Here is a 24,524-nt window from a genome sequence, read left to right as displayed (position 1 = left end):
TCTTGTCTATTCGCTCTTTCATTCTTTCACTCTTTCGCTCATTTTACTCTTTGAATAACCTCCTCCGCACCCGGAGTTGTGTTATAATGCCACTTGCCTTTAACGACCCCGTTGCTCATGAGCCAGGTGCCAGGATTGGAACGCATAATCGTTTTCAGGACGGTCGCATCGGCCTTGTAATAAGGCAAAGTTGTAAGCTGATACTCCTTCTGAAATGCCTTTATGTCGTCGTCATTGGTAGAGGTGAGAATATAGGCAGAGACCGTTGACCCTTTCAGGCCCTCTACCAGGGACCGAATGGCAGGCAGGCTGCCGGCATCGATGTCTTTGGTATCTTTTACGATGATAAAAAGTTTATTTCCCTCGAACGTTTGCTCCGTAAAATCACCTTCATCATTCCAGACCCGGTAGTCCGTAATCTTGGGTTTCGCTTTTTCATTCACCAGCACCATTTCCTTAAAGGTATAAGCCTTATCGGTCGGGTAGGCGTCAAACTCCTCCTTTTTACCGTCTTTTTCCATAACGTACCTATACCGTAATGGCTCCGAGGGTTTCATACCGGCTGGTATGCTTTTTCCCACGGCGTAGGGGAGCATATCAATAGGGGGTAGAAACTGAACGGCATATATACCCAGTCCCAGGGTCAGTACGGTAGTCAGGGCCACCAGCCAGCCCGTTTTGCGGGAGCGCAGCCGGTTTCGGTGGCCGATAATAAACAGGATAAGCACCGTAAGCACAATGTCTTTTCCAAACGATGTCCAGGGTTTTAGCTTAATAGCGTCCCCAAAACAACCGCAGTCAGTTACCCGGTCGAAATAAGCCGAATAAAACGTCAGGAACGTGAAGAAGGTAATCAGAAAAAACAACAGCCAGACCGTAACTTTGGGTTTATAGGATGCCAGCAGGGCTACCCCCAGAATGATTTCGGCCGCACAGAACAGCACCGACATCACCAGTGTGAAGGGTACCAAGGCCATGAAAAAATCATGCAGAATAGGTATATCCTGGGCAAAAACCTCGAAATACTCTTCGAACTTTATCTGCGTACCAACCGGGTCATTTAGCTTAATCAGACCCGAAAATATAAAAACGCACCCAACCAGAATTCGGGCAATTCGGGCGGCAATCAGCATCGGTGGCGTACCGGTTTTGATTTTAGGGGGTAAGGTTGTTGGGTTCATGTCTTGGAATGATAAATGATAAATTATGAATGATGATGGAAATATTCGTGCCATGATGAATAGGTATATCAACCAGGCGGTTATTCATCATTCATAATTTATCATTCTTTTCACTGAGTTTAATCAAACAGAAAACGGCGTAGTTGATCATATCCATATAATTGGCATCGATACCTTCCGAAACCAGCGTAGCCCCCTGATTGTCTTCAATCTGTTTGGTACGGAGCAATTTCATCAGAATAATATCCGTCATGGAGCTAACCCGCATGTCGCGCCAAGCTTCGCCATAGTCATGATTCTTGGCAAACAGCAGCTCCATAACCCGATTAACTTCCGCATCGTACAGTTGTTCAAGTTCACCAACCGGAATGTCCATACTGGCCGGGCCCGTACTCGTATTAGCGGCTAACTGCAGTTGAATCAGGGCCATTACGCAGTAATTGATGATACCCACAAACTCCGGTTCGATACCTTCCCCAACACGGCCTCCCGATGCACCGGTAGCGCCCATGTCCTGTAGCGTGCGGATGCGCTGGGCTTTTATGAAAATCTGGTCGGTAATGCTGGGCAGGCGCAGAATACGCCAGGCCGTACCGTAGTCTTTATTTTTTTTCAGAAATAAATCCTTGCAGTGCTGAATAACCTGCCGATATTGAGATTCAGTATGATGCACAGTTCTGGATTAACGGTATTCGGTTTATCATCGTTTCGGACTCGTTAACCGTAAACCTGAGACTGAGAACCGAAAACTGATTTTATGCCGAAAGATACGAAAAAAACGCTGGGCGGTGCTCCGCTCGGGCGGCACTTTGTGAACTGCCGGGGCAGGCTGGTCGATTTAACTCAGCCCGTTGTGATGGGTATTCTAAACGCTACGCCTGACTCATTTTTTGCCGGTAGCCGGGTCAGTACCAAACAATCATCTATTGACCGGGTTGTTGACAGGGCTCAGCGCATGCTGAACGAAGGTGCTACATTCCTTGATATTGGCGGTTACTCCACCCGCCCCGGAGCCGATGCGGTAACTCCCTCTGAAGAGGCCGACCGCGTGCTACCCATCATTGAAGCTATTCTGGCCAACTTTCCTGATGCCCTGCTATCCATTGATACCTTCCGGGCAGCTGTAGCTCGTCAGGCAGTTGCCTCAGGTGCTGTAATCATCAATGATGTATCGGGGGGTACGCTCGATGCGGCCATGTTTGCCACTGTGGGCGGGTTGAACCAGTCAGATTCCGTTCCGTACGTACTGATGCACCTGCGCGGGACGCCCCAAACCATGAATTCGCTGGCAATTTACACCGATCTGGTTACCGAAATTATCGATGAACTGGCTATCCAGCTCACAACGTTACGGGCTTTAGGAGCAAAAGATGTCATTTTGGACCCCGGATTTGGGTTTGCCAAGACTGTTGAACAAAATTTTCAGCTACTTGATCAGCTAGATGTTTTCAGGGTAGTGGGGGAGCCATTACTGGTGGGTCTTTCACGAAAGACAACCATCTGGAAAACCCTCAAAATCAGTGCTAATGAGGCCTTAAACGGGACTACTGTTTTGAACACGGCTGCCCTGCTTAAGGGAGCGTCCATTCTACGGGTACATGACGTTCGGGAGGCTGTAGAGGCCATAAAATTAACTCAGCAGCTAACTTTTTTTTAAATCAAGCTTGCGTTTAGAAAAGCAAACACCTACTTTTGCATTCCCAAACGACGACAAATAGTCGAAACGATGGAAAAACGATCTGGTAGCTCAGCTGGTAGAGCAATACACTTTTAATGTATGGGTCCTGGGTTCGAATCCCAGCCGGATCACTTTTTACAAATTAAGGCTAATCAGGATTAGAGTTAAAGTAGCTCAAAATCAACTGATTAGCCTTTTTTGTTGATTGTACTTTATTAAGAATAGTTCGATAAAATAAAGTAAAACCGTCAACCAATCCGTCAACTGGATATAGGCTGGTTGACGGATTATTCGTAACTTGGTATCGACCAACCAAGTTACGACCATGCAAAATACCCTTGCCGCAGATGTAAAATTCCTGCTGAAAGACCCCCGCGCTACAGATGCCACCCTCGTTTCACTGATTTTTCGCTACGAAAACCGTCGGTTTGTCTATTCAACCGGGCAATTTATTGAGTCCTACCAATGGGATACCGATAACCAACGCGCCTACACCAACCAGAAAAACCGTATCGTTCGGCAACAACACGAAACCATTAACGCCCACCTCGACCGACACCGGGCGGCATTCGTGCGGGTTATGAATGCATTACAGTTGGCTGGAGAGCCGTTTGATAACGCCGTGATCAAACACCACCTCGACAACCAGTTAGGGCGTATCAGGGCGGTTAAACCGGCAAAGGTTGAGGAGAAAGAAACGTTTACGCAGTTTATTACCCGGTTCGTAGCCGATGCAAAGGCCGGGAAACGGCTGAACGCCAAAAATTCGCGGTTTGCCGATGGGACCCTCAAAAACTTCATGAAGTTTCGGAATATCCTGACCGACTATCAGCAAAACATCGGGCGGGGGCTGGAGTACGATGCCTTTACGCTCGACTTCTACAACCGATTTAAAAAGTACCTGACCGCGCAGGGACATTCGCTCAATTACGTGGGGGCCGTGCTGAACGGGGTTAAAATGTTATTGAAACACGCCCACGCCGAAGGACTACACCAGAACACCGACTTTCAATCTAGAGACTTTAAAAAGATTGAGGAGGAGGTTGATACCATTTACCTCGATAACGACGAACTGACAACCCTTTACAACCTCAACCTGAGACATGATCTACGGCTCGACCGGGTTCGGGATCTGTATTTGATTGGTTGCTATACGGGATTACGGTTTTCGGATTACTCGGAGTTGAGCCCGGTAAACATTACCTACGGGGGCCGTATTTTGAGCGTAACGACCCAAAAGACAGCCGCCCGGGTTTCCATACCCCTCAACCCGAATGTACTGGCTATACTCGCCAAATACGAAGGCGTACCACCCCGCACGATGTCGAATCAGAAGTTTAATCAGTACCTCAAAGAATTGGGACAGGTAGCCGGGCTGACAACGCCGGTAGAACGGACCCGCACCCAGGGCGGCAAACGTTCGACACTGACCGCGCAAAAATGGGAAATGCTAACCACGCACACCGCCCGCCGTTCGTTCGCTACAAACGCATTTTTAGCGGCTGTGCCAACGGTTTCGATTATGAAAATAACCGGGCACAAATCGGAGGTAATGTTTATGAAGTACATTAAAGTTTCATCGGAGCAAAACGCCCTGCTGATGCTGGCGCATCCGCATTTTTCCGGTATCAGTCCAGCCGTTCCGGTTGTTCCATTGCACAAAGTAGCCTGATTTTTCACCTCAACCAATAGCCAACATGCAAGGTGTATCACTCATTACTGACCCCCAAGGACAGCCTAAAATTCTGACGATTGATATTGAGCAACACGATAACCAGTTAGACCCCTTTGTGAGTGGTCTGCTGGATCTGATACAGCAACAGGCCGAAGAAACCGAACGGGCTGATTTTCGGGTGGCTGCTCATGCCGCGCTGAACCGGTCCTACGGTGACAATGAGCCTGATTACTCTGACGTACCCGCCTACACCGCCCGCAACCGTTCTTAACCATGCAGGAGGGAGATATAGCCATTGCATCAATTCAACAGTCAGACGGAGCCTACAAACCGCGCCCGGTCCTGTTATTGCGTCGGTTGCCTGGCTACGGTGATTTCCTGGTATGTGGTATTTCCTCCCAGCTACGGCAAACCGTACCGGGTTTCGATGAGGTGTTACAGCCAAATCCTGACAACCGGTTACGGGTTGCGTCGGTTGTTCGGCTGGCTAACCTGATTGCCATACCGGCTGCTGACATAGACCGGGCCATCGGCTACATACCGGATGGATTACACTCCGACCTGTTGCAACGATTAGCTGACTACCTGACCCGAACTATCTAACAACCGTATGATTCAGGAACTCGAATTAGTAGCCTTGCTGACTGACCGCCCGGCACTCGGATTGCGCCGGGGTGATGTGGGCACCGTCGTTCATATCTATGGTAGTAACGATCTGTACGAAGTGGAATTTATCAACGCTAAAGGAGACACGGTAGGCGTAGATACCCTAAAGGCCGATGAAGTACGGGCCGTTGATTTAGGCAGCGTCATGCTGCATTAGAACGGGCTGGAAACCGCATTCTGATCACTGATTCATGACCAAACCAAGTTCAACCGAATGATTGATTATTCCCTTAATTTCAATAGCGTAGTTGATTTCCACGCTAAAGTGAAATCCGCATTACAGTTTCTGGTTCAGATAGAATACATAGGTGAGGGTAATGGCTTTGGAAATATTATCAAAACATTTGCACCTGATCTCCTTGATAATCCTTATTGCACAAAATTGGGTAATGAGTTTGAGCAGGAAATAAGAGAAAATTTTCACCGATTTACAGAAACGAAACGCCAAGACCGCTACAGTGGAGAATTGTTCGGACTACTTAAACATTCATTAGACACCGCGTTCAGCAAGATAAAAGAGTATCAAAATTTTGCGGAGAATGCGGATGATGTTCTGGTAAACGGTGATGGAGGGCGAATAACAGGAAAGGCATTAGAGGATTCACTTGCGGTTCAGGATTCACTCCATAACTTAAACAAGATTCGGCTACCTATTCATAAGTTATTAAAAAGTAACGCACCTGAGGAGTGGCAACAGTATTATAATCTTCTCAACTCAGTTAGTCAAGAGCCACAGCCGACAGAAACGAATAAAACCACTAAAGTTCAACCACCCGAAAAGTTGCCCACATTAGCGAAAGGAATTGACTTGATGGAGTATGTGAAGGAGACAACATACTACATTCTGCCAGTTGTGGATAATTGGGTTTACGGTGAAAATGATGAAAATAATTTACTTCTTGAGGAAACACCATATTACAAGAAGTACGGTCATAGCATTGGACCAGAACGAATAGATGAAATAGAGGACTTGGATAAAGAAATCAGATCGTTTTTCTTGTCTTTAGACGATTCAAAAACGCAGGAAAGATATGGACGATACTTACTTGATATTTATAAGTATCCCGTTAAATACACCGTAGATTTGATAGAGTCAAAGTTGAAGTATGTAAATGATATTGCCGCTACTTACGATTGGAGTAATTGGCCAACCCAATCCAAACATAAAAAGTCCCATTTGGATTTTGTAGAATACATAAATGCTATACCGAAAAGGCAGGATAGAACAGAAGAACAAAAAAACTTCCTTCATGCAATTAGTTTTTTGGGGGGACTGCAAGAACATCTATTGGATTGGCTACGTACAATAAAAGAAAATTTAATCTGTTTCGTACCTGAAGTACTAAACGAATACAGAGAAAGTGTCGTTGGCAATCAACCAGCTAACCCGATAGCTAACATAACCCCAAACGAGTCAGGCATAAAAGGTCAATGGAAAAACCTACCACCCAAAATCCTGCTGCTCGACAAATTAGGATTCTTTAAATTACCAGAGGTGCAGAAACTATCTTTTGAATCGAAAGGTAAACTGATTAGTACGTTGTGCGGAGGTAGTGCAGACAACGCCGTTGACTATATTAGACATTGTGACCCTGAAAGAACGGCTCTGGAAAATAATCCATACCGAAATCAAAAAAACGTAAATGCAGTAGATGAACTAATGGCATTACTGAACAGAAGTTGACTGAACCGTGATTTTTGGAGTACTCCAACTACTACCCCCGCCATACAGACCCGCGTAATTTGAATCGTAGACAATAAACTACGGCTCAAAAATGTACGGCACTATCACACAAATTCAGATTACCCCCGATCAACTGACAGAGTTGGTACGCGGGGCGGTTCGCTCGGAGTTAGCGACCTACACACCACCCGCGCCCGTAGGGGCTGACCTGCCCGAATTGCTGACCCGTCGGCAAACGGCTGACCGGTTTCAGGTGTCACTCACTACCCTTCACGATTGGGCGAAAGATTCAGACGACCGCCCGGCCGTTCTGGTTCCGCTCAAAATAAACGGGCGGGTTCGTTACCGGCGTGCTGACGTATTGGCCGCGCTGAAAGAATCCCGACGGTTTAAACACACTAAGGCAGTGGAGGGCCGGGGGCAATGACCTATCTACCAGCTTCGCACTTTATGACCTTTGCGCTCGATTACGACAAAGGCCGCTATGTAGTGAAAGAATGTGAGCCGGGGTTTTGCAAAGTACCCCGCGAAGTCACTGCTGAAGAACGACGGTTCAATGACAACATAGACGCTGAAATTATCCTGCGCGGTCCCAACACCGAAAAGAAAGGGGGTACTGGCAAAGGAGGTAAACGGAAGATTACGTTTTTTACGGGTCTGCAACCTACCGCCCATACCGGCGTATATATTGGCAACGTGCTGACGTTCGGGCGCAATGGCAATAAGGTTCAGAACGGCGTTCTGGTACGATTTGCCGCGGATGCCGGGCGTATGTCCCTCCGTTACTTTCCAGCCTATTACCCGTATCCCAAAGAGCGAGACGCGTTTGTATCGACGGTTATCAATCGCGGGCTTCTCTGATTCTATCCACATCGTAACCCTACCGCCCGGCCGCTCGTGTCGGGCGGTTTACTACAACTATGATTGATGGTATGAAAATGCTGGACGTTGGACTATGGCATGACCCGAACGGCGTACCGGTGCTGCTGAATAACGACCGGCTGACGTTCGGAGCGTTGGTCGATACCAATACCGGGGCTATTATCAACCCAATACGGAAGGCCTTTGACCGGGGGCTGACTTTCCGGATCGTTCCCCGACGAACGGGCGAAGGCCAGCGGGTTGAGACAAAAGGAAGTTTACACAAGTTCGGCAACTTCGGCGAACATGACGCCGATCAGTTCACAGCTAATGACCTGCTGCTGACGCTCGATCAGTTGGTGACTAACTACGGAATTGACCCCTTTACCTCAAAAATCAATACTATTGAATTTGGGGTGAATTTGGAACTGCCTTTTCCAGTTGCTCAGCTACTGGATAACCTGATCTGCTATAAGAACAAACCTTTTAGGTGTGATACGGGCAGTAAGACCCCGTATTATGAATGTCGGTTCCAGCGGTTTACGGTGAAGTTGTACGACAAGGGCAAACAACGGGGGTTGGATGGGAACCTGCTACGGGTTGAGGTCAAGGTTGCCAAAATGATTTACTTCGATAAAACGGGGGTGCACCTCAACACGTTGGCCGATTTGCTGACAATAGCCAATTACCGCCCGCTGGGGGTGTTGCTGACAGATACGTTCAACAGGATTCTATTTGACGACCCGACAATCAACCCTGATACCCTTTCAGCCCGCGAACGGGAAATTTACCGGAACGGATGCAACCCCCGATTCTGGCAGATACCCGACAACTTGACCACCACCCAGGCAAACACCCACAATCAACGGTTGCTACGCACAGAACGACGTTACCGGGCACTACTCGATAAACACCGACGGGGCGAAAACCGGCCCGCTCAAACGGCTGCATTGATTGCCCAAACGTGGGAGCAATTAACCAACGTTTCTGACCACCTGCTGACCTGTATTGACGAACGCCGGGCGGCATGGCAACACCTGACAAAACACGGTATTTTGCCAGAGGAAAATCAGGCCGAAAGAGTAGAGGATAATAAGAGAAACCCGCCAAAAACGGACCCTCCACAAATCCCCAATAGCTGTAATGGAGCTGTTATAAACCCGCCCTCAACCTGTCACGAATTAACCGGGTTAGTCAGTCTCGATTGTGGGAATTTGGCGGGCGGAAACTGTCACGAATTAACCTACATCGAAATCCCCGATTTGTCACGAATTAACCCTTTATATTCAGGGTTACAATCTGACACGGAGAATACACCGGCCGACCGCCAACCCGACCCGGTTATCTGTCCGGTAACGGGGGTATTGATTGAGGAACCCCAACCGGGGCAACGGTTTGTATCGGCTAGCATGCTACGCAACGACGACGACCTAATGCTGACGCTCGACAATCAGCACCGGCAGTATGCCAAAGGCTCGAAAGAGGACGAATACAGCCGGGCGGCTCATAACGTCCGTAACGTGTACAGTAACCGGCGCAATAATCTACGGCGCAGCATTAACAAGATTCACCATAACCCTACTTTGTTCGATGTGTCCGAGACGTTACGATTGACGGCCGACCAGCGGGCCGCGCTCGACCAGTAGCCGGGAACGCCCTACGAAGTGCGGTTGTAAAGCCGCTTCCTCGCTTAGTTAGCTACCATACTGCAAATACCCTGTTAGTTGCAGTATGGTCTTTACTCTCTAAACATAACTCCTGTTACGGAAGAAAAAACAAATTCATTTGGCATAATTCCGTCAAAGGTATCATCTGGTTCTTTCCACACTTGCCTGATATAATTGAATGTTTCTTTATCAATTTTATGAAGTGCATTCGGGTTGTGAAATAAGGTTACACTTTCGCACCAATTTTCGATTCCTTCATTATGTCTTACCTGATAAGTAAAGTCAATTGCTACAGAATTTAATTGTGGATTATATTTAGCCCCTGTTCTCACAATTATTAATTCTTCATTGGTTAAAGCAGATTCATAAGCCATTCTATTGAATTTATGTAGATCAGCGTTGTTTGTGAACAAAACCCCACTTATATTTTGCGACAATGGTTGTGCAAAGAAGTTAGCAGGAATCCTTTTGTTATCAAACTGAAAGTATTCTACTTGCTCTGCTCCTAAATCCTCGAAACCATCCTCCGTAAGTTTCACTTTTTGCCTAATCCCATATAAATATTCAGTTAATTTCGCATCTGGAAGAAAAGATGCTAAATAGTTATGAGTCGGGGTAATTGCCAATACTATCGGTTTGCCTGTTACCCAATTTAATTTCCAATACTCCTTGTTAAGTTTTGAAAACAAGACACTTCCCATTCTGATTATATAGTAGTTAATTAATTGTTGCTGCTGTATTAAATCATTTTTAGATATTGCATCTTTAATATTTTCCTCACTAAATATTTCATCTTCTTTCTCAATTGATACACTGGCTTCAACAAATATTTCTGTATCACCTTTTATCAAATGAAAATCAGGTCTATCGTATTTATTGCTTTGCGTAAATCCAATTTCTTTAAATAATACGAACAAGTAAATTTCCCAAAGACGAGCTTCAAATCCATTTGATTGAAATTGTTGGATGAAGTTTCCATCTTTGTCAGTCATTAACCTGGCAATATTTTCAATAATAACTTTTGCAGGGCTAAAACCTCTACTCTGGCTCAACAATTCAAATTTTCTGTTTAATTTATCTTTTGATACAATCAGCTTATAAATGTCTTTCATGGTCTGACCCCTGTTTAATGTGACTAATACGTTACCACTAAATACTGATCTGCGGGCCACACTCGACTCCGATATGGAACGCCCTCACGATTCTAATAACATCCATATGTAAACTGATCGAAAAATCACATGGCGTAGGTTCCTTCGGGGGTTTGGCGTACCAAGGCCAGCGTAGCTAGGGTGTCCAGTAAGGGTTGCACTTTACCGGGGGGTGTTTTCTGGAAAAAGGCGGCAACCTGTTTGGTACTGAGCGGAACGCCCGACTGTTGTACCGTATCTCGAACGGCCTGCATCTGTTGGGCCAACTCTTTCGGCCATTCCTGTTTAATGGCATCGGCAACGGGGGCACTGGTTTTGATTGCCGTATTTGTCAGACCAATTAACTGCTGTTGGCCGGGTGCCTGGTATTCGGGGCGCAAATAGCGGATTTTTCCGGCGGCTTCTTCGGCGGCTCGTTCGTGATTGAGCCGAACAAGGCGGGTCAATATCTCACTTTCTGGCAGGTTATGAGGCCAGCCGTAGGCATCAGCAACGGCCGCGTCTAGCTGTTGATGCAAACTGAGCACTACCGACGCCAACCCCTGTTGGTTGATGGTTTGATCTTTGGCGGTTAAGGGTTCGCACGCCTTTAACTTTTCAACCACATTGTAGAGGTCCGTTAGCGTTAGGGTAGGGTGTGCGGCCTGTTGGCGTTTACGGTGTGCGTCTAATTGTTCAGCCAGTCCACGAATACGGTCCTGCTGTTGAGGTGTTGCATCGGGGAAAGGGAACGGATCAAAACAACGTGTTTTGTTATATCGGGGCGTATTTCCTCCCAAGTCTCCACCAGCTGCTAACGCCCAAACTATATGAATGATGCTCGATAAAATGCCTAAACAATATGCATCATCTAATGCAATAGCGATCAGCATATTGTCTGGCAAAATTTCGGCGTCAAGAAACTGGAAAGTACGATGTTTTGCAGTTTCGACTGTAGCAATGTAACGAGAGAGGTTTTGCAAGGCAGGTCTGAAACTTTTACGAGCTTCACCGAATATCCACCAATTGTCACGATAAGACGCTCGGTTATTTTGATCCCGTTCTGGTTTTACGTTTTCCATTACGTGCTGATAAACGGCGGGGTACATATCAAAAACCTGTTTTGCTGTTAATCCGAACAGGTCAATTACAAGAGCGTAACGGGGTTTATCCATTAAGTCTTTCCCATTGCGGTATGGTCTGATATGTTGTCCCAAACCGGTTAATTCTCCAAGACCTAGATTCTTTGCCTGATCGCTCGTTACGATGAAACCGGCACCGTGGAGCTTTACGCCGGGATTGGACAAACCCTCATTCGCCTTCAATAACTTCGCTGAGTCAAGTTCAGCACCGATTGTCAAATCAGATAAGATTGTACCTTGTTGTGTCGAAAATGCTACTTCGGCGGCATCTTCTCCATTTGGCACACTCTCAGATTTGACCGTCAAGAGACTACCGCTTGCTACCCCGTTGCTCCTTCGTTCTCCTACTGTCATAGCTATTCGTACGGCAGCACCGTCAGCACTTTCAACCCACGGATGATCTGGTATGGCAAACGTTAGAATTAACGGAGACTTTTCACCTTCTAAAAACGGTTGCATCACGCGCCGGTTAAAGGTCTGTTTCAGACTGTTGGTTGTGATAAAACCGAATTGTTCGGCATTGCCCTGTTTTACCTGCTCAGCCGCGTTATGCCACCAGTACATGACTAAATCAGCCGATTCCGGCACTTTGCCTTTGTATGTTTTGCGTAACGCTTCGGTATAGCCATCGCCTAAGGCGTCACGCATACGGGCCGTACCAACAAACGGCGGATTGCCAACAATGAAATCAGCTTGCGGCCATTCGGCGGGTTGAGGGTTTGGGTAATCGTAAACGGTCGTTTGGGCGGTTTCGTCGGGTACGGGTTGCCCGGTTGCCGGGTGTAGTTTAGTCGTTACTCCATCCCAGCGCGTAACGGGTTGGCCACTGGCATCCAATCGCGGAACGGGCGGGCCGTGCTGCAACACGGCGTCCTGTTGGTGAATATTCTCGTATTCGTCTAACAACGGTTCGGGTAGTTCACTTTCGCCGTGGGTGCGCAAATGCCATTGCAGATAACCAATTTTCAGTACCACATCGGCAATGGCAGCCGCCCGGGGGTTCAGTTCAAGGCCCAAAAGTTGCCGGGGTGAAATAGTCGTACCTCCGCTGAGGTTGAGCAAACCCGTTCCGCCGTAGGAGTTAATAGCCGCTAATACTTCACCCTCCAACCGTTTGAGGTGTTCAAGGGTCACATATAAGAAGTTGCCCGAACCACAGGCCGGGTCCAGAATTTTGATGGTCGTCAGCCGACGTAAAAACCGTTCCAGTTCAGCGCGTGCGTTCTTTTCTTTTCCCTCCTCCAGTAGTTGCGCGGCTGCAGCCTGAGCCGCTACCCATTCCCGGCGCAGGGGTTCCAACACCGTCGGCAATACCAACCGCTCCACATACCGGCGTGGGGTGTAGTGCGCTCCCAGGCTGTGCCGTTCGCGGGGGTCTAACGCCCGTTCCAGCAAGGTGCCAAAAATGGCGGGTTCCACGGCGGTCCAATCGGATTCAGCCGATTTGAGCAACAAGGCGATCTGGTCAGCATTTAATGGCAACGCCCGGGCATCGTGAAACAGTTTGCCGTTAAACTTGCGTAGCCGGGCCCTTAACTCAGATGAAAACCCGCCTTTGTCCATTGTATGCCAGAGATTTTCTAAGGCATCGGGCAAAACGTCACGTAGTTCCGCTTTTGAATATTCCCGTAACATACCCGTAAATGATGTTTTGGGTATCAGGCCCACATCCTCTGAAAACATGGTAAACAGACACCGCATGAGGAACTGAGCCACCAAATCGGGCGTATGTCCTGCCCTTTCTAATTGGGCAGATAGGTTCGCCAGATAACCCGCCAGTTCACGCGTTACACGGGCGGCCCGTCGGCTGGGGTCCAGTTCGCGGGGGTCCGTGAAAATGTCCCGTAACATTGCCCGCGTTTCGGCATCCGCCAGTTTCGCCAATGGGAGCCGGTAACGAGTTTGGTCAGGGAATGGTACAAACTGGTCACCCACCCCTGAAAAGTTGCTATAGAGGTCAATACAATAGCCAACGTCAGCCACCAGCACAAACAGGGGCCGGGGTTCGTCGGTTGGCAAGGCCCGCACGTAGCCTAATGCCTGTTGGCGGGCGGTCTGCATCATTTGCTGCCATTTGGTTGTACCGCGTAAGGCGTGCCCTTTCCGGCGTTTTTCGGGAGATAGACCTAATTCAACCCGTTCAGCCTGTTCAACGGCCTTTTGTTGGCTGGGGGTATCGGTGCCCTGTTTAGTTTCCAGCACGAAACAGCCGCGCTTGTAGAGGTCAATCCGGCCGGTACTGCGTTTACCGTTGTCATTGAACTCCACCGCCCGTTCAAATACATAAACGTCCTGAGCGGGGTTTTCAGTGGTAGGATCAGGACGGGGTACGCCAATAAGGTCGCAAAGGTCTTGTAGAAACGGGCTGTAGTTGGCACGTTCAGCACCGCCCGTAGGTTTCCAGCGGGCTTCAAATTCTGAATAGGTCACAGAAAGAAGAAAGTAAGAACAGGTGTGATCAAAAAAGGCAAAGGCAAATACGCCCAAAAGATAATGATTGCGGGTAAACCTTTGGCTGATTTATTCAGGTATAGTTTGGAGAGAGGGGGAGGGGGTATATCAACTCTCTGCCACCGCTCGACCGGGCAACCGTTCGCCTAGCCGAAAAGAAACGGTGCCAAAATTCAGGGGTGGGGGTAGGTAGTGTTTCCTAAGTTCTCAGTGGTTGAACCCGGTGAGTTTGATAGTGGGTTACATCACAAAACAGCCCAAAGGCCCCAACTAGTAGCTGGGGCCTTTGGGCTGCCTGAGTAATGGGGGCATTAATTCACCTTCAGAATCCTGATCGTTTCCGATTGCCCCTGACTGCTGGTTCGTAGTAAGAGTGTACCTGCGGGTAGGGTGGATACATTAAACCGATAGTGCTCGCTGGCACTAGCTCGCTCTACTCGAGTTTCGCCAACAACGCGGCCCATCATATCCGTCAGGGACAGGTGTAACATCGTGTTTTCACCACCCGTTACCTCCACCTCGACGGCCTCACGTACGGGGTTGCCCAGTAGCTTGACCTGTAGTTTAGGCGTGGGTTCCAGGCTCACACCAAGACGGGGAGCACCTCCCCCACTACAGACGGCCAGCCAGTTGTAAATAAAGCTGGCTTCGCCCGGTGTACCACTCTGGGTGGCCTTCAGGGTAATGGCAGGGTTGTCGGTGTAAAGGCGCAGGGTGTAAGGGCCGGGGCTAGTGGTGGGCAGCATCTCATTAACGACTGAGAAACTCACTGGCTGGCCGGTTACGCCTGCGTACTGGGGGGTAAAAGTCAGTCGGCGCTCGGTGGCATTCACCGTCGCACAACTCACCGTGGCTCCCGTGATGGCGAAAGATGAGGGGGTTGAAGGGGTGCAGAACGACAACCCACCCACGGTAGCGGCATACACCGTCGAGCCAGCCACGTACAAGCTATTCAAATTATTATTCCCCAGCCCATTGGTGGTGGTTTTATTGGTAAAGGTGTTGCCCCCATCGGTTGAAATGGCTAACCCACTAAACGTACCGGCATACACCGTCGAGCCAACCACGTACACGCCCCCCCGCACAAAATTACTCCCCAGCCCGTTTGTGGTGGTTTTGTTGGTAAAGGTATTGCCTCCATCGGTCGAAATCGCTAAACCAAACAGGGTACCGGCATACACCGTCGAGCCAACTACGTACACGCTATACACATTATTACTCCCCAACCCGTTTGTGGTGGTTTTGTTGGTAAAGGTGTTGCCTCCATCGGTCGAAATGGCTAACCCACCCACGGTAGCGACATATACAGTCGAGCCAACCACATACACGCTATACACAAAATTATTCCCCAGCCCGTTGGCGGTGGTTTTATTGGTAAAGGTATTGCCTCCATCGGTTGAAATCGATAATCCACTAAACGTAGCAGCATACACCGACGAACCGACCACGTACACGCCCCCCCGCACAAAATTATTCCCCAGCCCATTGGCGGTGGTTTTATTGGTAAAGGTGTTGCCTCCATCGGTCGAAATGGATAACCCACCATCGGTAGTAGCATACACCGTCGAGCCAACCACATACACGCCCCACACAATATTATTCCCCAGTCCGTTAGCGGTGGTTTTATTGGTAAAGGTGTTGCCTCCATCGGTTGAAATGGCTAACCCACCATCGGTAGCGGCATACACCTTCGAGCCAATCACATACACGCCACGCACATTATTACTCCCCAGCCCGTTAGCGGTGGTTCTGTTGGTATAAGTGTCGCAGGTGGGACCGTTCCCACCAACCGGCGGAGGGGTGCTGCTACAGGCGGCTAGCCAGTTGTAGTTAAAACTGGCTTCACCCGCTGTGCCATACTGCGTGGCCCTGAGCCTGATAATGGGGTTGTCGGTGTACAAACGCAGGGTGTAGGGGCCGGGGCTGGTGGTGGGCAGCATCTCATTGATAACCGAAAAGCTGATGGGTTGGCCGCTCACCCCGGTGTACTGGGGGGCGAAGGTCAACCGACGCTCCGTGGCCGTTACCGCAGCACAGCTCACGGAGGTTACGCCCGTGATACCGAAGGGTGCAGGCGGGGTGAAACCGGCCTGGCAAACGGCCAGCCAGTTGTAGTCCACACTGGCCCCACCCGGTGAGCCACTCTGCGTGGCCCTGAGCCTGATGATGGGGTTGTCGGTGTACAAACGCAGGGTGTAGGGGCCGGGGTTGGTAGTGGGCAGCATCTCATTGATTACCGAGAAACTGACGGGCTGGCCGTTTAGCCCGGCGTATTGGGGGGTGAAGGTAAACTGGCGCTCCGTAGCCGTTACGGTATTGCAACGCACCGGAGTCACGCTCGTGATACCAAAGCCAGCAGGCGGAGTACAATTGATCAAGACCAGGAGTTCGCTAGCGCTTGAGCCGCTTATTCCAACTAAGTCGGGTCGGCCATCGCCGTTGAAGTCGCCCACTATTGTTGAACCGAGATCACCACCAACGGGAAAGTCAGTAGTCGCCATAAAACCGCCCCTGCCATCGCTTAGCAACACGGAGACGTTATCATTCACGGGAAAGTTGACATTAGAGCGTACGATGGTTACAGCCAGGTCGGGTCGGCTATCGCCGTTGAAGTCGCCCACGGCTATTGGACCGGGAGAAGCACCAACCGGAAAATTAGTAGCTGCTTCAAATCCGCCACTGCCCGTACCCAGCAATAGGGAAACGGTATTAGACCTCCCGTTCGTCACGGCCAGGTCAGGTCGGTTATCGCCGTTGAAGTCGCCCACTACCATTGAAGTGGGGAGATCACCAACCGGAAAGTTAGTAGCTGCTCCAAAGCTACCACTGCCCGTACCCAATAGCACCGAGACGTCATCAGCAAGTCGATTAGCGGTCGCTATGTCGGTTTTGCCATCGCCGTTGAAGTCGGCTGCCACCACCGATGAAGCACCACGGCCGATAGGAAAGTCAGTACCCGCCCCAAAGCTGCCATTGCCACTACCCAGTAATACCGTGACGTTATTAGAACGATCATTACCCAGCGCCAAGTCGGTTTTGCCATCGCCATTAAAGTCGGCTACTGCTATTGGAATAGGCTGCTGACCAGCAGTGGTTCTAATGGGATCCCCAAATCCGCCACTGCCATCGCCCAACCGCACGGTGACGGTGTTATCGCCTACGTTCGACGCAACCAGGTCTGACCGCCCATCACCGTTGAAGTCACCTATTGCTACGGAAAGGGTGCCCGGAAGAGCAGATAGGGTTGTCTTAGTGAAACACTGCCCCCAGCCCACTGTACTGAGGCCGGTTAGGAGCAAACACACCAGCCACCAGCAAGGAGCTATACTAATTCTAATTACTTTATTGGATAATTGGTGATTTCGTTGACCGGAGGGTCGGTTAGGTAGAGAAGGATTCATAGGAGGGATGGAAGTTTAAAATAATTACACCAAAGTCATAGATTGATTAATCATGGAAGAGTAACCAAATCTGACATGCCTTTAGATAAGAGTACAGATAACTAATCAGCGCGTAATCAAATTGACCTCACGGTATATAAGGTCAAAACAACGTACTATAATGGCACGTAGCACCAATGTGAGTCAACTCTGAAAATATAAAGCCACATGAGCTAGGTTAGGTGGGATTTATGTAACAATAATAATTTAATATATTATAATATCTATTTGTTTTTATTGAACGGTAACTGATAAAAGTGTAGTTGTTATTATACGCATTTTCGCCTACCCTATACTTCGACAAGAGAGACAGTTTAAAAGTTTGGGAATAAATACTATTGACCTCGTATGTTGGCTATTGGAAAGGCACACCATATAAGTTGCCGATCGAGTTGTTTTACATGGCGTAGGCTCCGTCAGCGGTTTGTCGTAAGAGGGAAAGGGCGGCTAATGTGTCCAGCAAGGGTTGTACTTTGCTGGGGGGTGTTTTCGCAAAAAAGGCGGCAACCCTAATTCAGCATGGTCCAGTGTCTTTTGTTAATCAGGTGTCTCAGCCGTATCGACAGACCGCCCCTGTTTGGTTTCCACCACAAGACAGCTGCGTTTGTAGAGGTCAATCTGCCCTGTACTCCGTTTGCCATTGTCGTAAAACTACACCGCCCGTTCTAGTACGTAGGCATGGCACGTTCGGCACCACCCGCCGGTTTCCAGCGAGCTTCAAATCGGGATACGTCACAGGGTATTGAAAGACGAACAGATATGATTAAACAATACAATGACTTAACAGCCCGAAAGATAATGATTGTTACTAAGTCTACTCTAATCAGCCTCGGCATGGAAACTATTTACGACTGGCTTCTTGATAACATATTACGGATTTGTCCGACAGGGCCCACTTACCCTGTATGATGAGCAGGCATTAACCAATGATTTATCGACAATGGCTTAAAAGTCAATTGGAGTGGACATGCAGTTATATACTAAATACATCTACTCTACCAGTTTCTGAATGATTTGGCGGACTTAGGATTTTTGTGTTAAAAGGAGAAGGTTATAAGACTGAAATTGATCACCGGAGAAAAACCCTTTTTCACCAATCATAAACTCAACCTATCCGTTCGTTAACTACTATTGGCTACATTGTATAGACATGACCAGCTTTGACTCATTCAAGCGCACATGCCGGAAAGTCGAAACAGGCAGTAAACTACAAACAGCTCAATGAAAAAGTACATCTTCACTTTTTTGGGCATAGCTACCACCCTACTGGTAGCCTGTCATCATGAGGAAATTGTATATGACAATCAGTGCTATAATTGTACCGTGAAATCGGTTATGACCGGGACTGGACCAACCGTAGGCTACATTCCTCCAACCTACTCAGCTGTAATAACGGTGTGTGGGTCCAAAGAAAGGAATGATTTGCTGGTACGGAATGGCACAACAATCTATTCAGATGGCACGAATACCGTTACTGCTTCACAAACCGCAACCTGCATCGCCCGATAAACACAAACTGATTTAGCTGCCTATGTAAATCAACCTAGGCAGTAGTTACTATGTCTAACTAAGGGATTTATTTAATTAGGGAACATGTCAAATAAGGAGGGGTATGCCAAATTTCAGATTATAAAGAGATTTACGACCGTTCGCCTAACCTAAAAGAAACGGTGCCAAAATTCAGGGGTGGGGATAGTGCGTTTTGGATATTAATCAAGTACCAATTCCTAACTTTTTAATGGCAGTTTTCCACAAGTTGCTGTCATACAGGTTGTAGACTAAATCTACAACCTGTATGACAGCAACTCCATTAATCTGTGTTGTTGATGACGACGCCGACTACCGTTATCTAATTCAATTACTGATTAAGAAGTCTCTCCCTGAGTGTGATACTCAGTTGTTTGCTAACGGTAGGGTCTTTTTAGACGAGTTATCAAAAATTGGACGGCTCCCCAACGTAATTACACTCGATTACCACATGCCCGGCATGGATGGGCTGACAACCCTGATTTATTTGAAGGAGAAACCTGGCTACCAGGCGATTCCGGTTGTTATACTGTCTGCCGAGACAAGTAGACCGGAAATAGACAAATGCTATGCAGTTGGGGCTGAATCGTTTTTAGATAAAATGAAAGATTTTCAGTCGATTGGAAATAAAATAACTGATTTGGTTGCTAGTGCTGTATGCGCTAATCAGGCTCAGGCATCAATCAATTCCGCGAAGCATAATCACAAGAGTGGAGCAAAAAAAACGGGCCGGGGGAACCACCCACCCGACCCGATAAAAAACGAACAGTGACTTTATTAGTACCCGCTCTATCGGGATTTAATCACCTGACGAATGAGTTGTTTCAGTTCGTCAATCTCTTTCTGTTGTTGGTTAATTTGTAGTTGGAACTTTTCCTTTTGATTCCGATTATCTTTCTCTAATTGAATACTGTATAGGGTCAGTTCTTCGATTTTTTCCAAGAGTTTGGCATCGGTCTTGTGTAAATCATTGCCCTGCTCGACCATCTGCTTGGCCGAGGGAACACCGGGTAGGTGTTTGTGGGCCTTGATGAAAGTCTCGACCTCCCCTAATCCTTGTAAATGATAACCCGACTCAAAGACTTTGTCACTCCAGTCGGCCGTGTTCTTCACGGCTACTTTTACCTTCTCGGTTAGTATCCCCTCTTCGACAAATAACTTGTAACCCGCTGGTGTCTTGCTAACACCCTGCCCAATAATAACACTGCCCCCGTTGGTATTTTGAAGAGACTCCCCGGCAATCGTCCAGTTCTCGGCTCCAATCCGCCCTGACCCACTGGCATTGCCCAGCACGACATCCCCGTTGGCATCCACCGTTAAATACTTGGTAGCTGCTATCGTTACTGGACTACTACTCTTTAGATTGGTTAAGCGTAATCCTGACGTGTTGGCAGCAGCACTCACCACTTCTAGTTTGTTGGCCGGTGCCGATGTGCCAATACCAACGTTGGCATTATTGCCAAGCACAAGGGCATTCGAGATGGATACCTGCGCGTAGGCACCAAGAGCGCTCGAGTTCTGTAGAGCAGATGCTCCCTCTGGACTACCGGCACCCGTTCCCAAGAAGGTATTGTTACTACCCGTCTGAATAGTAGTGCCCGAATTAACCCCAATGCTCACATTACTCTGGCCACTGGTTACGCCGTATCCGGCCTGTGAGCCGATGAGCACATTGTAGTTTGAATTTAGGTTGTAACCAGAGGCACTACCAATAAGGGTGTTGTACTGCCCCGTACTGTTGTTACCTCCGGTCCCGTACCCCACAAGGGTATTGTTACTGCCCGTGGTCATATTACCTCCCGAGTAGGGGCCTAGAATCAAATTAAAAAAACCCGTAGATAAACTTGTCCCTGTATAGGGCCCAACGCAAACATTACCATAGGCGGTAGAGCCACTTGAGCCATAACCAGCCCGGTTTCCAATAAATAAATTGTTGATACCACCACTATTATTAAAACCGGCTTTTGAGCCTAGAAAGACATTATTGGAGGCCTTACTAGCATAACCCGCCGAATCGCCCAGAGCCACATTGTTGGTACCATTGGCGTTGGAGTAGAGAGCTTTGATGCCCATGGCTACATTGCTGAAGCCGGTTTGATTCTTGTAGCCCGCAGCATAACCACTGAACACATTGTTGTTGCCCGTTGTGTTGTTTAACCCGGCGTCAGTACCCAGAAAGGCATTACTATTGCCAGTGGTGTTGGCTTTGCCACTCCCCCCACCCAAAAACGTGTTGTCCGATCCGCTGGTGGTGGCATTCCCCGATTCGTAGCCCACAAACGTGTTGAAGGTGGCCGTCGTGCTGGCCACCCCGGCATAGGTGCCCACAAACGTGTTCCGCTCACCGGTCGTGTTACTATACCCCGTGCCCGAGCCCAGAAACACATTCCGGATGCCGCTGGTGGTGTTGTAGCCCGCCCGGTAGCCCACAAAGGAGTTGTCGGCCCCGGTGGTATTCGACTGACCAGCTAAGGCTCCCAAAAAGGCATTTTGGCTTCCCGTTGTATTGACCTGCCCTGCCCCACTTCCCAGAAAGGTATTGTAGCCGGTGCTCTGGCCAATAAGTAGGTTGCTTGTCCCATTAAGAGTGCGGAAGCTAACTACCTGATTGTCGGGGGTAATTATTTGCTGAGCCCACACGCGCAGGCTTTGGCCGAAAAAGAGAAGAACGAGGCAAATGAAATTGAGTTTCATGGCTGATACTGGTTAAAGATTTGATTTAAATGCGTTAGAAAATTCACTGACTGGCGGAACCCTATTGACAATTATTGCCCGAATAGAAGCACACTGTAAAAATCAAATAGCAGTTGCTTCCCCAAATCGTAGGTAACCCCCATCGCCCGGGCTTGGTAATAGTTGGGCATTTGTACCATGTGCTTAATGGTAACTAGATCCGAGAATGTAGGAGTTCGGCCGCAGGACCAGACTGCTGGATCGGACCAGGTGCCATCCTTTACAGTACGCATGTCGGGACAAAGCACGAGCGTTCTGAACGTATTGGAGGACGAAAAGCCCGAACTCTCGGTGGACGAACAAACGGTTTTTATCTGCCATTCATATTGCGTGTCACTGGCCAGCCCCGTCAGCACCTGATAGGCAGTTCCGCCGGAACTGGTAATGCTGGTCAATGGCATCCAGTCGGCGCTCCCTATCACCCGATACCGACCCTCGTAGCGGGTGTCAGCACCGGCCGAATAAAAATTCCAGTTCAGTTTTGCAGAGTTTATTGTTATATCACTGGTAATTAGCGACGTGGGAATGGTGCACGACCCCGTAGAAAAGGTGTAGGCGGCTGAATAATCGGAGTAGATAGTCTCGCTGCAGCCAGTTCTGACTCGGACCTCGTAGGGGGTATTGCCGGTTAAGTTTTGGATTAATTGAATAGGGTTGGTCAAATTGCTGAACGTTGACCAGTCCGCAGCTCCAGCCATCCGATACTGAAGATCGTACCGAACATCAACTCCCATTCGATCCCAATATGCCGTAGCCGAAGTGACCTGAGCATATGCGGATATATAGGGGGGGACCCGGCATTGGGTGGTGAAGTTTGATCCAGGCGAAAAAGCAGAAGACTGACTTGCTGAACAAATTTTTCTTACCTGCCACTCGTAGGCAGTCGTATTAATGAGTCCCGTTAAATTGTAGTTGGTTACAACATACATATTATTAACCGTACTCACGGTTGGAACGATGTTACTGACGGTGGTCCAGTTGGCCGTTCCAGCGGGCCGGTATTGCAGTTCGTTGCGAGTTTCCGAATCGACCACCTGCGACCAGTTTAGTTGAGCCGACCCGGAGGATACCAACGAAGCATAAGGATTAAAAGGCTCATTACAGTTAGTTGTGAAAAAATTTGTATCGGTATACGTGGATTGATTGCCGCCTGAGCAACCGGTCCGAATCCGCCATTGGTAAGTAGAATTAACAGGCAGACCCGCCAAGGTGTACGAAAAACCAGTGACGCCACCGACCGTAATCCAGTCGGGACTGGTAGCCAGCCGGTATTGCACCTCGTAAGTACTTCCTAATTCGGGCTGGTAGTTGGCCGACCATGTCAGGAAAGCTCCCGTAGCCGTTGCAGTGCTGGCTAGGTTTGTCGGCACACGGCAGGTTGTTGTGAATGTGTTGATCGTTGGCGCCGAATAAGCTGAGATATCAGTCGCGCTGCAAACGCCCCTTATCTGCCATTCATAGGACGTATTGAACAGAAGTCCGGTCAGCGTAATGCCCGAACCAGTCAGGTTGCTGATGGTTGTCCAACTGGCAATGCCCACCTGCCTGTACCGGAGTTCGGTGGTTCGGCCCACTTCGTATGCTGTATAACTCCAGGAAAGGGTTGCAGACTCAGCAAAGACTAACCCAGTGTAGGGAATAGGGGGCTGACACGATAACGTAGTGAACGACTGAACAGAGGAATAGCCATTATTTATGGTGGTTGAGCCGGGGCAACTGCTGGCAAGCCGCCATTCATAAGGCGTTGTTGCGGCTAAGCCGGTTAGCTGGTAGGAAGAGTTCGTCAGGTTGCTGATCGTCAGCCAGTCAGTAGTCCCGGTCGGTCGCCACTGTAGGGTAAATAGTTGACCGGTATACCCTTGCCAGTATAACGAAGTAGTTGTTCTACCGGGGTTGCTACTGTAGTATTGGGAGATTGGGCATGTGGTGGTAAAGCTCACAGGGTTGGAGTAGGTGTCATTGGCCGATGCTTTCACCTGCCACTCATAGGCTTTATTTATCGTTAGCGCGTACAGCGTAACGCTCGTTGTTGACAGGCCATTTATCGAACTCCAACTGGCGCTGTCCACCGCACGCCACTGCACATCATACACGGCTCCGGTGCCAAGGCTATTCCAGTTCAGTTGCGCGCTATTGGCAGAAATGTTGGTGGTTGTTAGCCCGGTTACCGGGGGGATTTCAGCGGCCACGCTGATAACCGGGCTTAGGCTGCCTGACGTTGTGTTAGAGGGGCGAATGCGGTAATAGTAGGTTGTTCGGTTTGCAATTTTAGTATCGCTGAATGTCGTTACGTTGGGAGCCACCCCACCAATGGGAACGAACTCCGTGGTGGCGGAGGTGGAGCGTTCAATAAAATACCCCATTTCATTGTTGGCATTATCCTGCCAGTTCAATACGATCATGGTTCCGTTGAAACTGCCGACCAGATTGCTTACGGCTGTCACGTTGGTGGCCGGTGCATTCAGGGTATAACTGGTGTGACTCTGGCGTAGGGCTAAACCGGCCAGCATTCGGTCGTTCTGGCCGGGTGTGAAGTCATGCGGACAAGCGTCAGTCCAATTGTTATAGTAGGACATGATGTTAGAGAAAGACGGCGCGTATGGGTCTCCATTGGCGTCGCGGGCCGTGCTGTTCGGATCATATCGGTTGCAACCGTCTACGTAGATATAGTTAAAACCGGGTATGCCGA

18 protein-coding genes and 1 tRNA gene are annotated in these 24,524 nt (G+C 48.8%); 12 read left to right on the top strand and 7 right to left on the bottom strand.

Annotation, left to right across the window (positions count from 1 at the left end):
* Positions 1–38: 38 nt before the first annotated feature.
* The gene (locus B156_RS0120605) at positions 39–1,181 is read right to left on the bottom strand and encodes a BT_3928 family protein (RefSeq protein ID WP_084757812.1); all 1,143 of its coding nucleotides are present in this window, start codon (positions 1,179–1,181) and stop codon (positions 39–41) included.
* 91 nt (positions 1,182–1,272) lie between these two features.
* On the bottom strand, positions 1,273–1,854 hold the full coding sequence (locus B156_RS0120600; RefSeq protein WP_018621675.1) for a DUF1599 domain-containing protein: 582 nt from the start codon (positions 1,852–1,854) through the stop codon (positions 1,273–1,275).
* Positions 1,855–1,938: 84 nt separating this feature from the next.
* Between B156_RS0120600 and folP the strand changes: the two genes are divergently transcribed.
* The 10 genes from folP (at position 1,939) to B156_RS0120550 (ending at position 9,391) form a co-directional block, all read left to right on the top strand.
* Positions 1,939–2,838: a dihydropteroate synthase gene (gene folP / locus B156_RS0120595; RefSeq protein WP_018621674.1), complete on the top strand. Its 900-nt coding sequence runs from the start codon at positions 1,939–1,941 to the stop codon at positions 2,836–2,838.
* A 79-nt stretch (positions 2,839–2,917) separates the two neighbouring features.
* A tRNA-Lys gene (locus B156_RS0120590) sits at positions 2,918–2,990 on the top strand.
* A gap of 194 nt (positions 2,991–3,184) precedes the next feature.
* Complete coding sequence (locus B156_RS0120585; protein WP_018621673.1) at positions 3,185–4,531, top strand: site-specific integrase; 1,347 nt, start codon at positions 3,185–3,187, stop codon at positions 4,529–4,531.
* A gap of 25 nt (positions 4,532–4,556) precedes the next feature.
* A complete protein-coding gene (locus B156_RS0120580; RefSeq protein ID WP_018621672.1) occupies positions 4,557–4,805 on the top strand; it encodes a hypothetical protein in 249 nt (82 codons plus the stop codon).
* A 2-nt stretch (positions 4,806–4,807) separates the two neighbouring features.
* Entirely contained in the window at positions 4,808–5,137 is a 330-nt protein-coding gene (locus B156_RS0120575) for a type II toxin-antitoxin system PemK/MazF family toxin (RefSeq protein ID WP_018621671.1), read from the top strand.
* 7 nt (positions 5,138–5,144) lie between these two features.
* On the top strand, positions 5,145–5,357 hold the full coding sequence (locus B156_RS0120570) for a DUF4926 domain-containing protein (protein ID WP_018621670.1): 213 nt from the start codon (positions 5,145–5,147) through the stop codon (positions 5,355–5,357).
* 57 nt (positions 5,358–5,414) lie between these two features.
* Positions 5,415–6,884: a hypothetical protein gene (locus tag B156_RS0120565; RefSeq protein ID WP_018621669.1), complete on the top strand. Its 1,470-nt coding sequence runs from the start codon at positions 5,415–5,417 to the stop codon at positions 6,882–6,884.
* Positions 6,885–6,975: 91 nt separating this feature from the next.
* The gene (locus B156_RS0120560; protein ID WP_018621668.1) at positions 6,976–7,311 is read left to right on the top strand and encodes a helix-turn-helix domain-containing protein; all 336 of its coding nucleotides are present in this window, start codon (positions 6,976–6,978) and stop codon (positions 7,309–7,311) included.
* Between the two features lie 23 nt (positions 7,312–7,334).
* The gene (locus tag B156_RS0120555) at positions 7,335–7,745 is read left to right on the top strand and encodes a hypothetical protein (RefSeq protein ID WP_245563793.1); all 411 of its coding nucleotides are present in this window, start codon (positions 7,335–7,337) and stop codon (positions 7,743–7,745) included.
* Positions 7,746–7,804: 59 nt separating this feature from the next.
* Positions 7,805–9,391: a hypothetical protein gene (locus B156_RS0120550; RefSeq protein ID WP_018621666.1), complete on the top strand. Its 1,587-nt coding sequence runs from the start codon at positions 7,805–7,807 to the stop codon at positions 9,389–9,391.
* 92 nt (positions 9,392–9,483) lie between these two features.
* Here B156_RS0120550 and B156_RS0120545 read toward each other — a convergent pair whose 3' ends face one another.
* From B156_RS0120545 to B156_RS30445, 3 genes are all read right to left on the bottom strand, one after another.
* Positions 9,484–10,524, bottom strand: coding sequence for a hypothetical protein (locus tag B156_RS0120545; RefSeq protein WP_018621665.1), 1,041 nt, complete (start codon positions 10,522–10,524; stop codon positions 9,484–9,486).
* Positions 10,525–10,649: 125 nt separating this feature from the next.
* Entirely contained in the window at positions 10,650–14,114 is a 3,465-nt protein-coding gene (locus B156_RS0120540) for a class I SAM-dependent DNA methyltransferase (protein WP_157627118.1), read from the bottom strand.
* 332 nt (positions 14,115–14,446) lie between these two features.
* Positions 14,447–17,536 carry a T9SS type A sorting domain-containing protein gene (locus B156_RS30445; RefSeq protein ID WP_157627117.1) on the bottom strand — a complete coding sequence of 1,030 codons (3,090 nt, stop codon included), beginning with the start codon at positions 17,534–17,536 and terminating at the stop codon, positions 14,447–14,449.
* Positions 17,537–18,796: 1,260 nt separating this feature from the next.
* Here B156_RS30445 and B156_RS0120530 point away from each other — a divergent pair.
* Positions 18,797–19,084: a hypothetical protein gene (locus tag B156_RS0120530; protein WP_018621662.1), complete on the top strand. Its 288-nt coding sequence runs from the start codon at positions 18,797–18,799 to the stop codon at positions 19,082–19,084.
* Positions 19,085–19,370: 286 nt separating this feature from the next.
* The gene (locus B156_RS0120525) at positions 19,371–19,874 is read left to right on the top strand and encodes a response regulator (RefSeq protein ID WP_018621661.1); all 504 of its coding nucleotides are present in this window, start codon (positions 19,371–19,373) and stop codon (positions 19,872–19,874) included.
* Positions 19,875–19,891: 17 nt separating this feature from the next.
* On the opposite strand, the gene B156_RS0120520 is transcribed toward B156_RS0120525, so the two are convergent.
* Positions 19,892–21,796 carry a beta strand repeat-containing protein gene (locus B156_RS0120520; protein WP_018621660.1) on the bottom strand — a complete coding sequence of 635 codons (1,905 nt, stop codon included), beginning with the start codon at positions 21,794–21,796 and terminating at the stop codon, positions 19,892–19,894.
* 71 nt (positions 21,797–21,867) lie between these two features.
* Positions 21,868–24,524 (bottom strand): fibronectin type III domain-containing protein (locus tag B156_RS0120515; RefSeq protein ID WP_018621659.1); only part of this gene is annotated, 2,657 nt, incomplete at its 5' end.

Origin of the sequence: Spirosoma luteum DSM 19990 (assembly GCF_000374065.1) — a bacterium.
GTDB lineage: Bacteria > Bacteroidota > Bacteroidia > Cytophagales > Spirosomataceae > Spirosoma > Spirosoma luteum.
The sequence above is the reverse complement of the archived record's forward strand: the minus strand, read 5'-3'. Positions and strand labels throughout refer to the sequence as shown.

Excerpts from the sequence above, each read along its gene's own strand:
- B156_RS0120580 (WP_018621672.1), top strand. The coding sequence starts at position 4,557 with ATGCAAGGTGTATCACTCATTACTGACCCCCAAGGACAGCCTAAAATT.
- folP (WP_018621674.1), top strand. The coding sequence starts at position 1,939 with ATGCCGAAAGATACGAAAAAAACGCTGGGCGGTGCTCCGCTCGGGCGG.
- B156_RS0120525 (WP_018621661.1), top strand. The coding sequence starts at position 19,371 with ATGACAGCAACTCCATTAATCTGTGTTGTTGATGACGACGCCGACTAC.
- B156_RS0120565 (WP_018621669.1), top strand. The coding sequence starts at position 5,415 with ATGATTGATTATTCCCTTAATTTCAATAGCGTAGTTGATTTCCACGCT.
- B156_RS0120585 (WP_018621673.1), top strand. The coding sequence starts at position 3,185 with ATGCAAAATACCCTTGCCGCAGATGTAAAATTCCTGCTGAAAGACCCC.
- B156_RS0120575 (WP_018621671.1), top strand. The coding sequence starts at position 4,808 with ATGCAGGAGGGAGATATAGCCATTGCATCAATTCAACAGTCAGACGGA.
- B156_RS0120550 (WP_018621666.1), top strand. The coding sequence starts at position 7,805 with ATGATTGATGGTATGAAAATGCTGGACGTTGGACTATGGCATGACCCG.
- B156_RS0120570 (WP_018621670.1), top strand. The coding sequence starts at position 5,145 with ATGATTCAGGAACTCGAATTAGTAGCCTTGCTGACTGACCGCCCGGCA.
- B156_RS0120605 (WP_084757812.1), bottom strand. The coding sequence starts at position 1,181 with ATGAACCCAACAACCTTACCCCCTAAAATCAAAACCGGTACGCCACCG.
- B156_RS30445 (WP_157627117.1), bottom strand. The coding sequence starts at position 17,536 with ATGAATCCTTCTCTACCTAACCGACCCTCCGGTCAACGAAATCACCAA.
- B156_RS0120530 (WP_018621662.1), top strand. The coding sequence starts at position 18,797 with ATGAAAAAGTACATCTTCACTTTTTTGGGCATAGCTACCACCCTACTG.
- B156_RS0120545 (WP_018621665.1), bottom strand. The coding sequence starts at position 10,524 with ATGAAAGACATTTATAAGCTGATTGTATCAAAAGATAAATTAAACAGA.
- B156_RS0120560 (WP_018621668.1), top strand. The coding sequence starts at position 6,976 with ATGTACGGCACTATCACACAAATTCAGATTACCCCCGATCAACTGACA.
- B156_RS0120520 (WP_018621660.1), bottom strand. The coding sequence starts at position 21,796 with ATGAAACTCAATTTCATTTGCCTCGTTCTTCTCTTTTTCGGCCAAAGC.
- B156_RS0120555 (WP_245563793.1), top strand. The coding sequence starts at position 7,335 with ATGACCTTTGCGCTCGATTACGACAAAGGCCGCTATGTAGTGAAAGAA.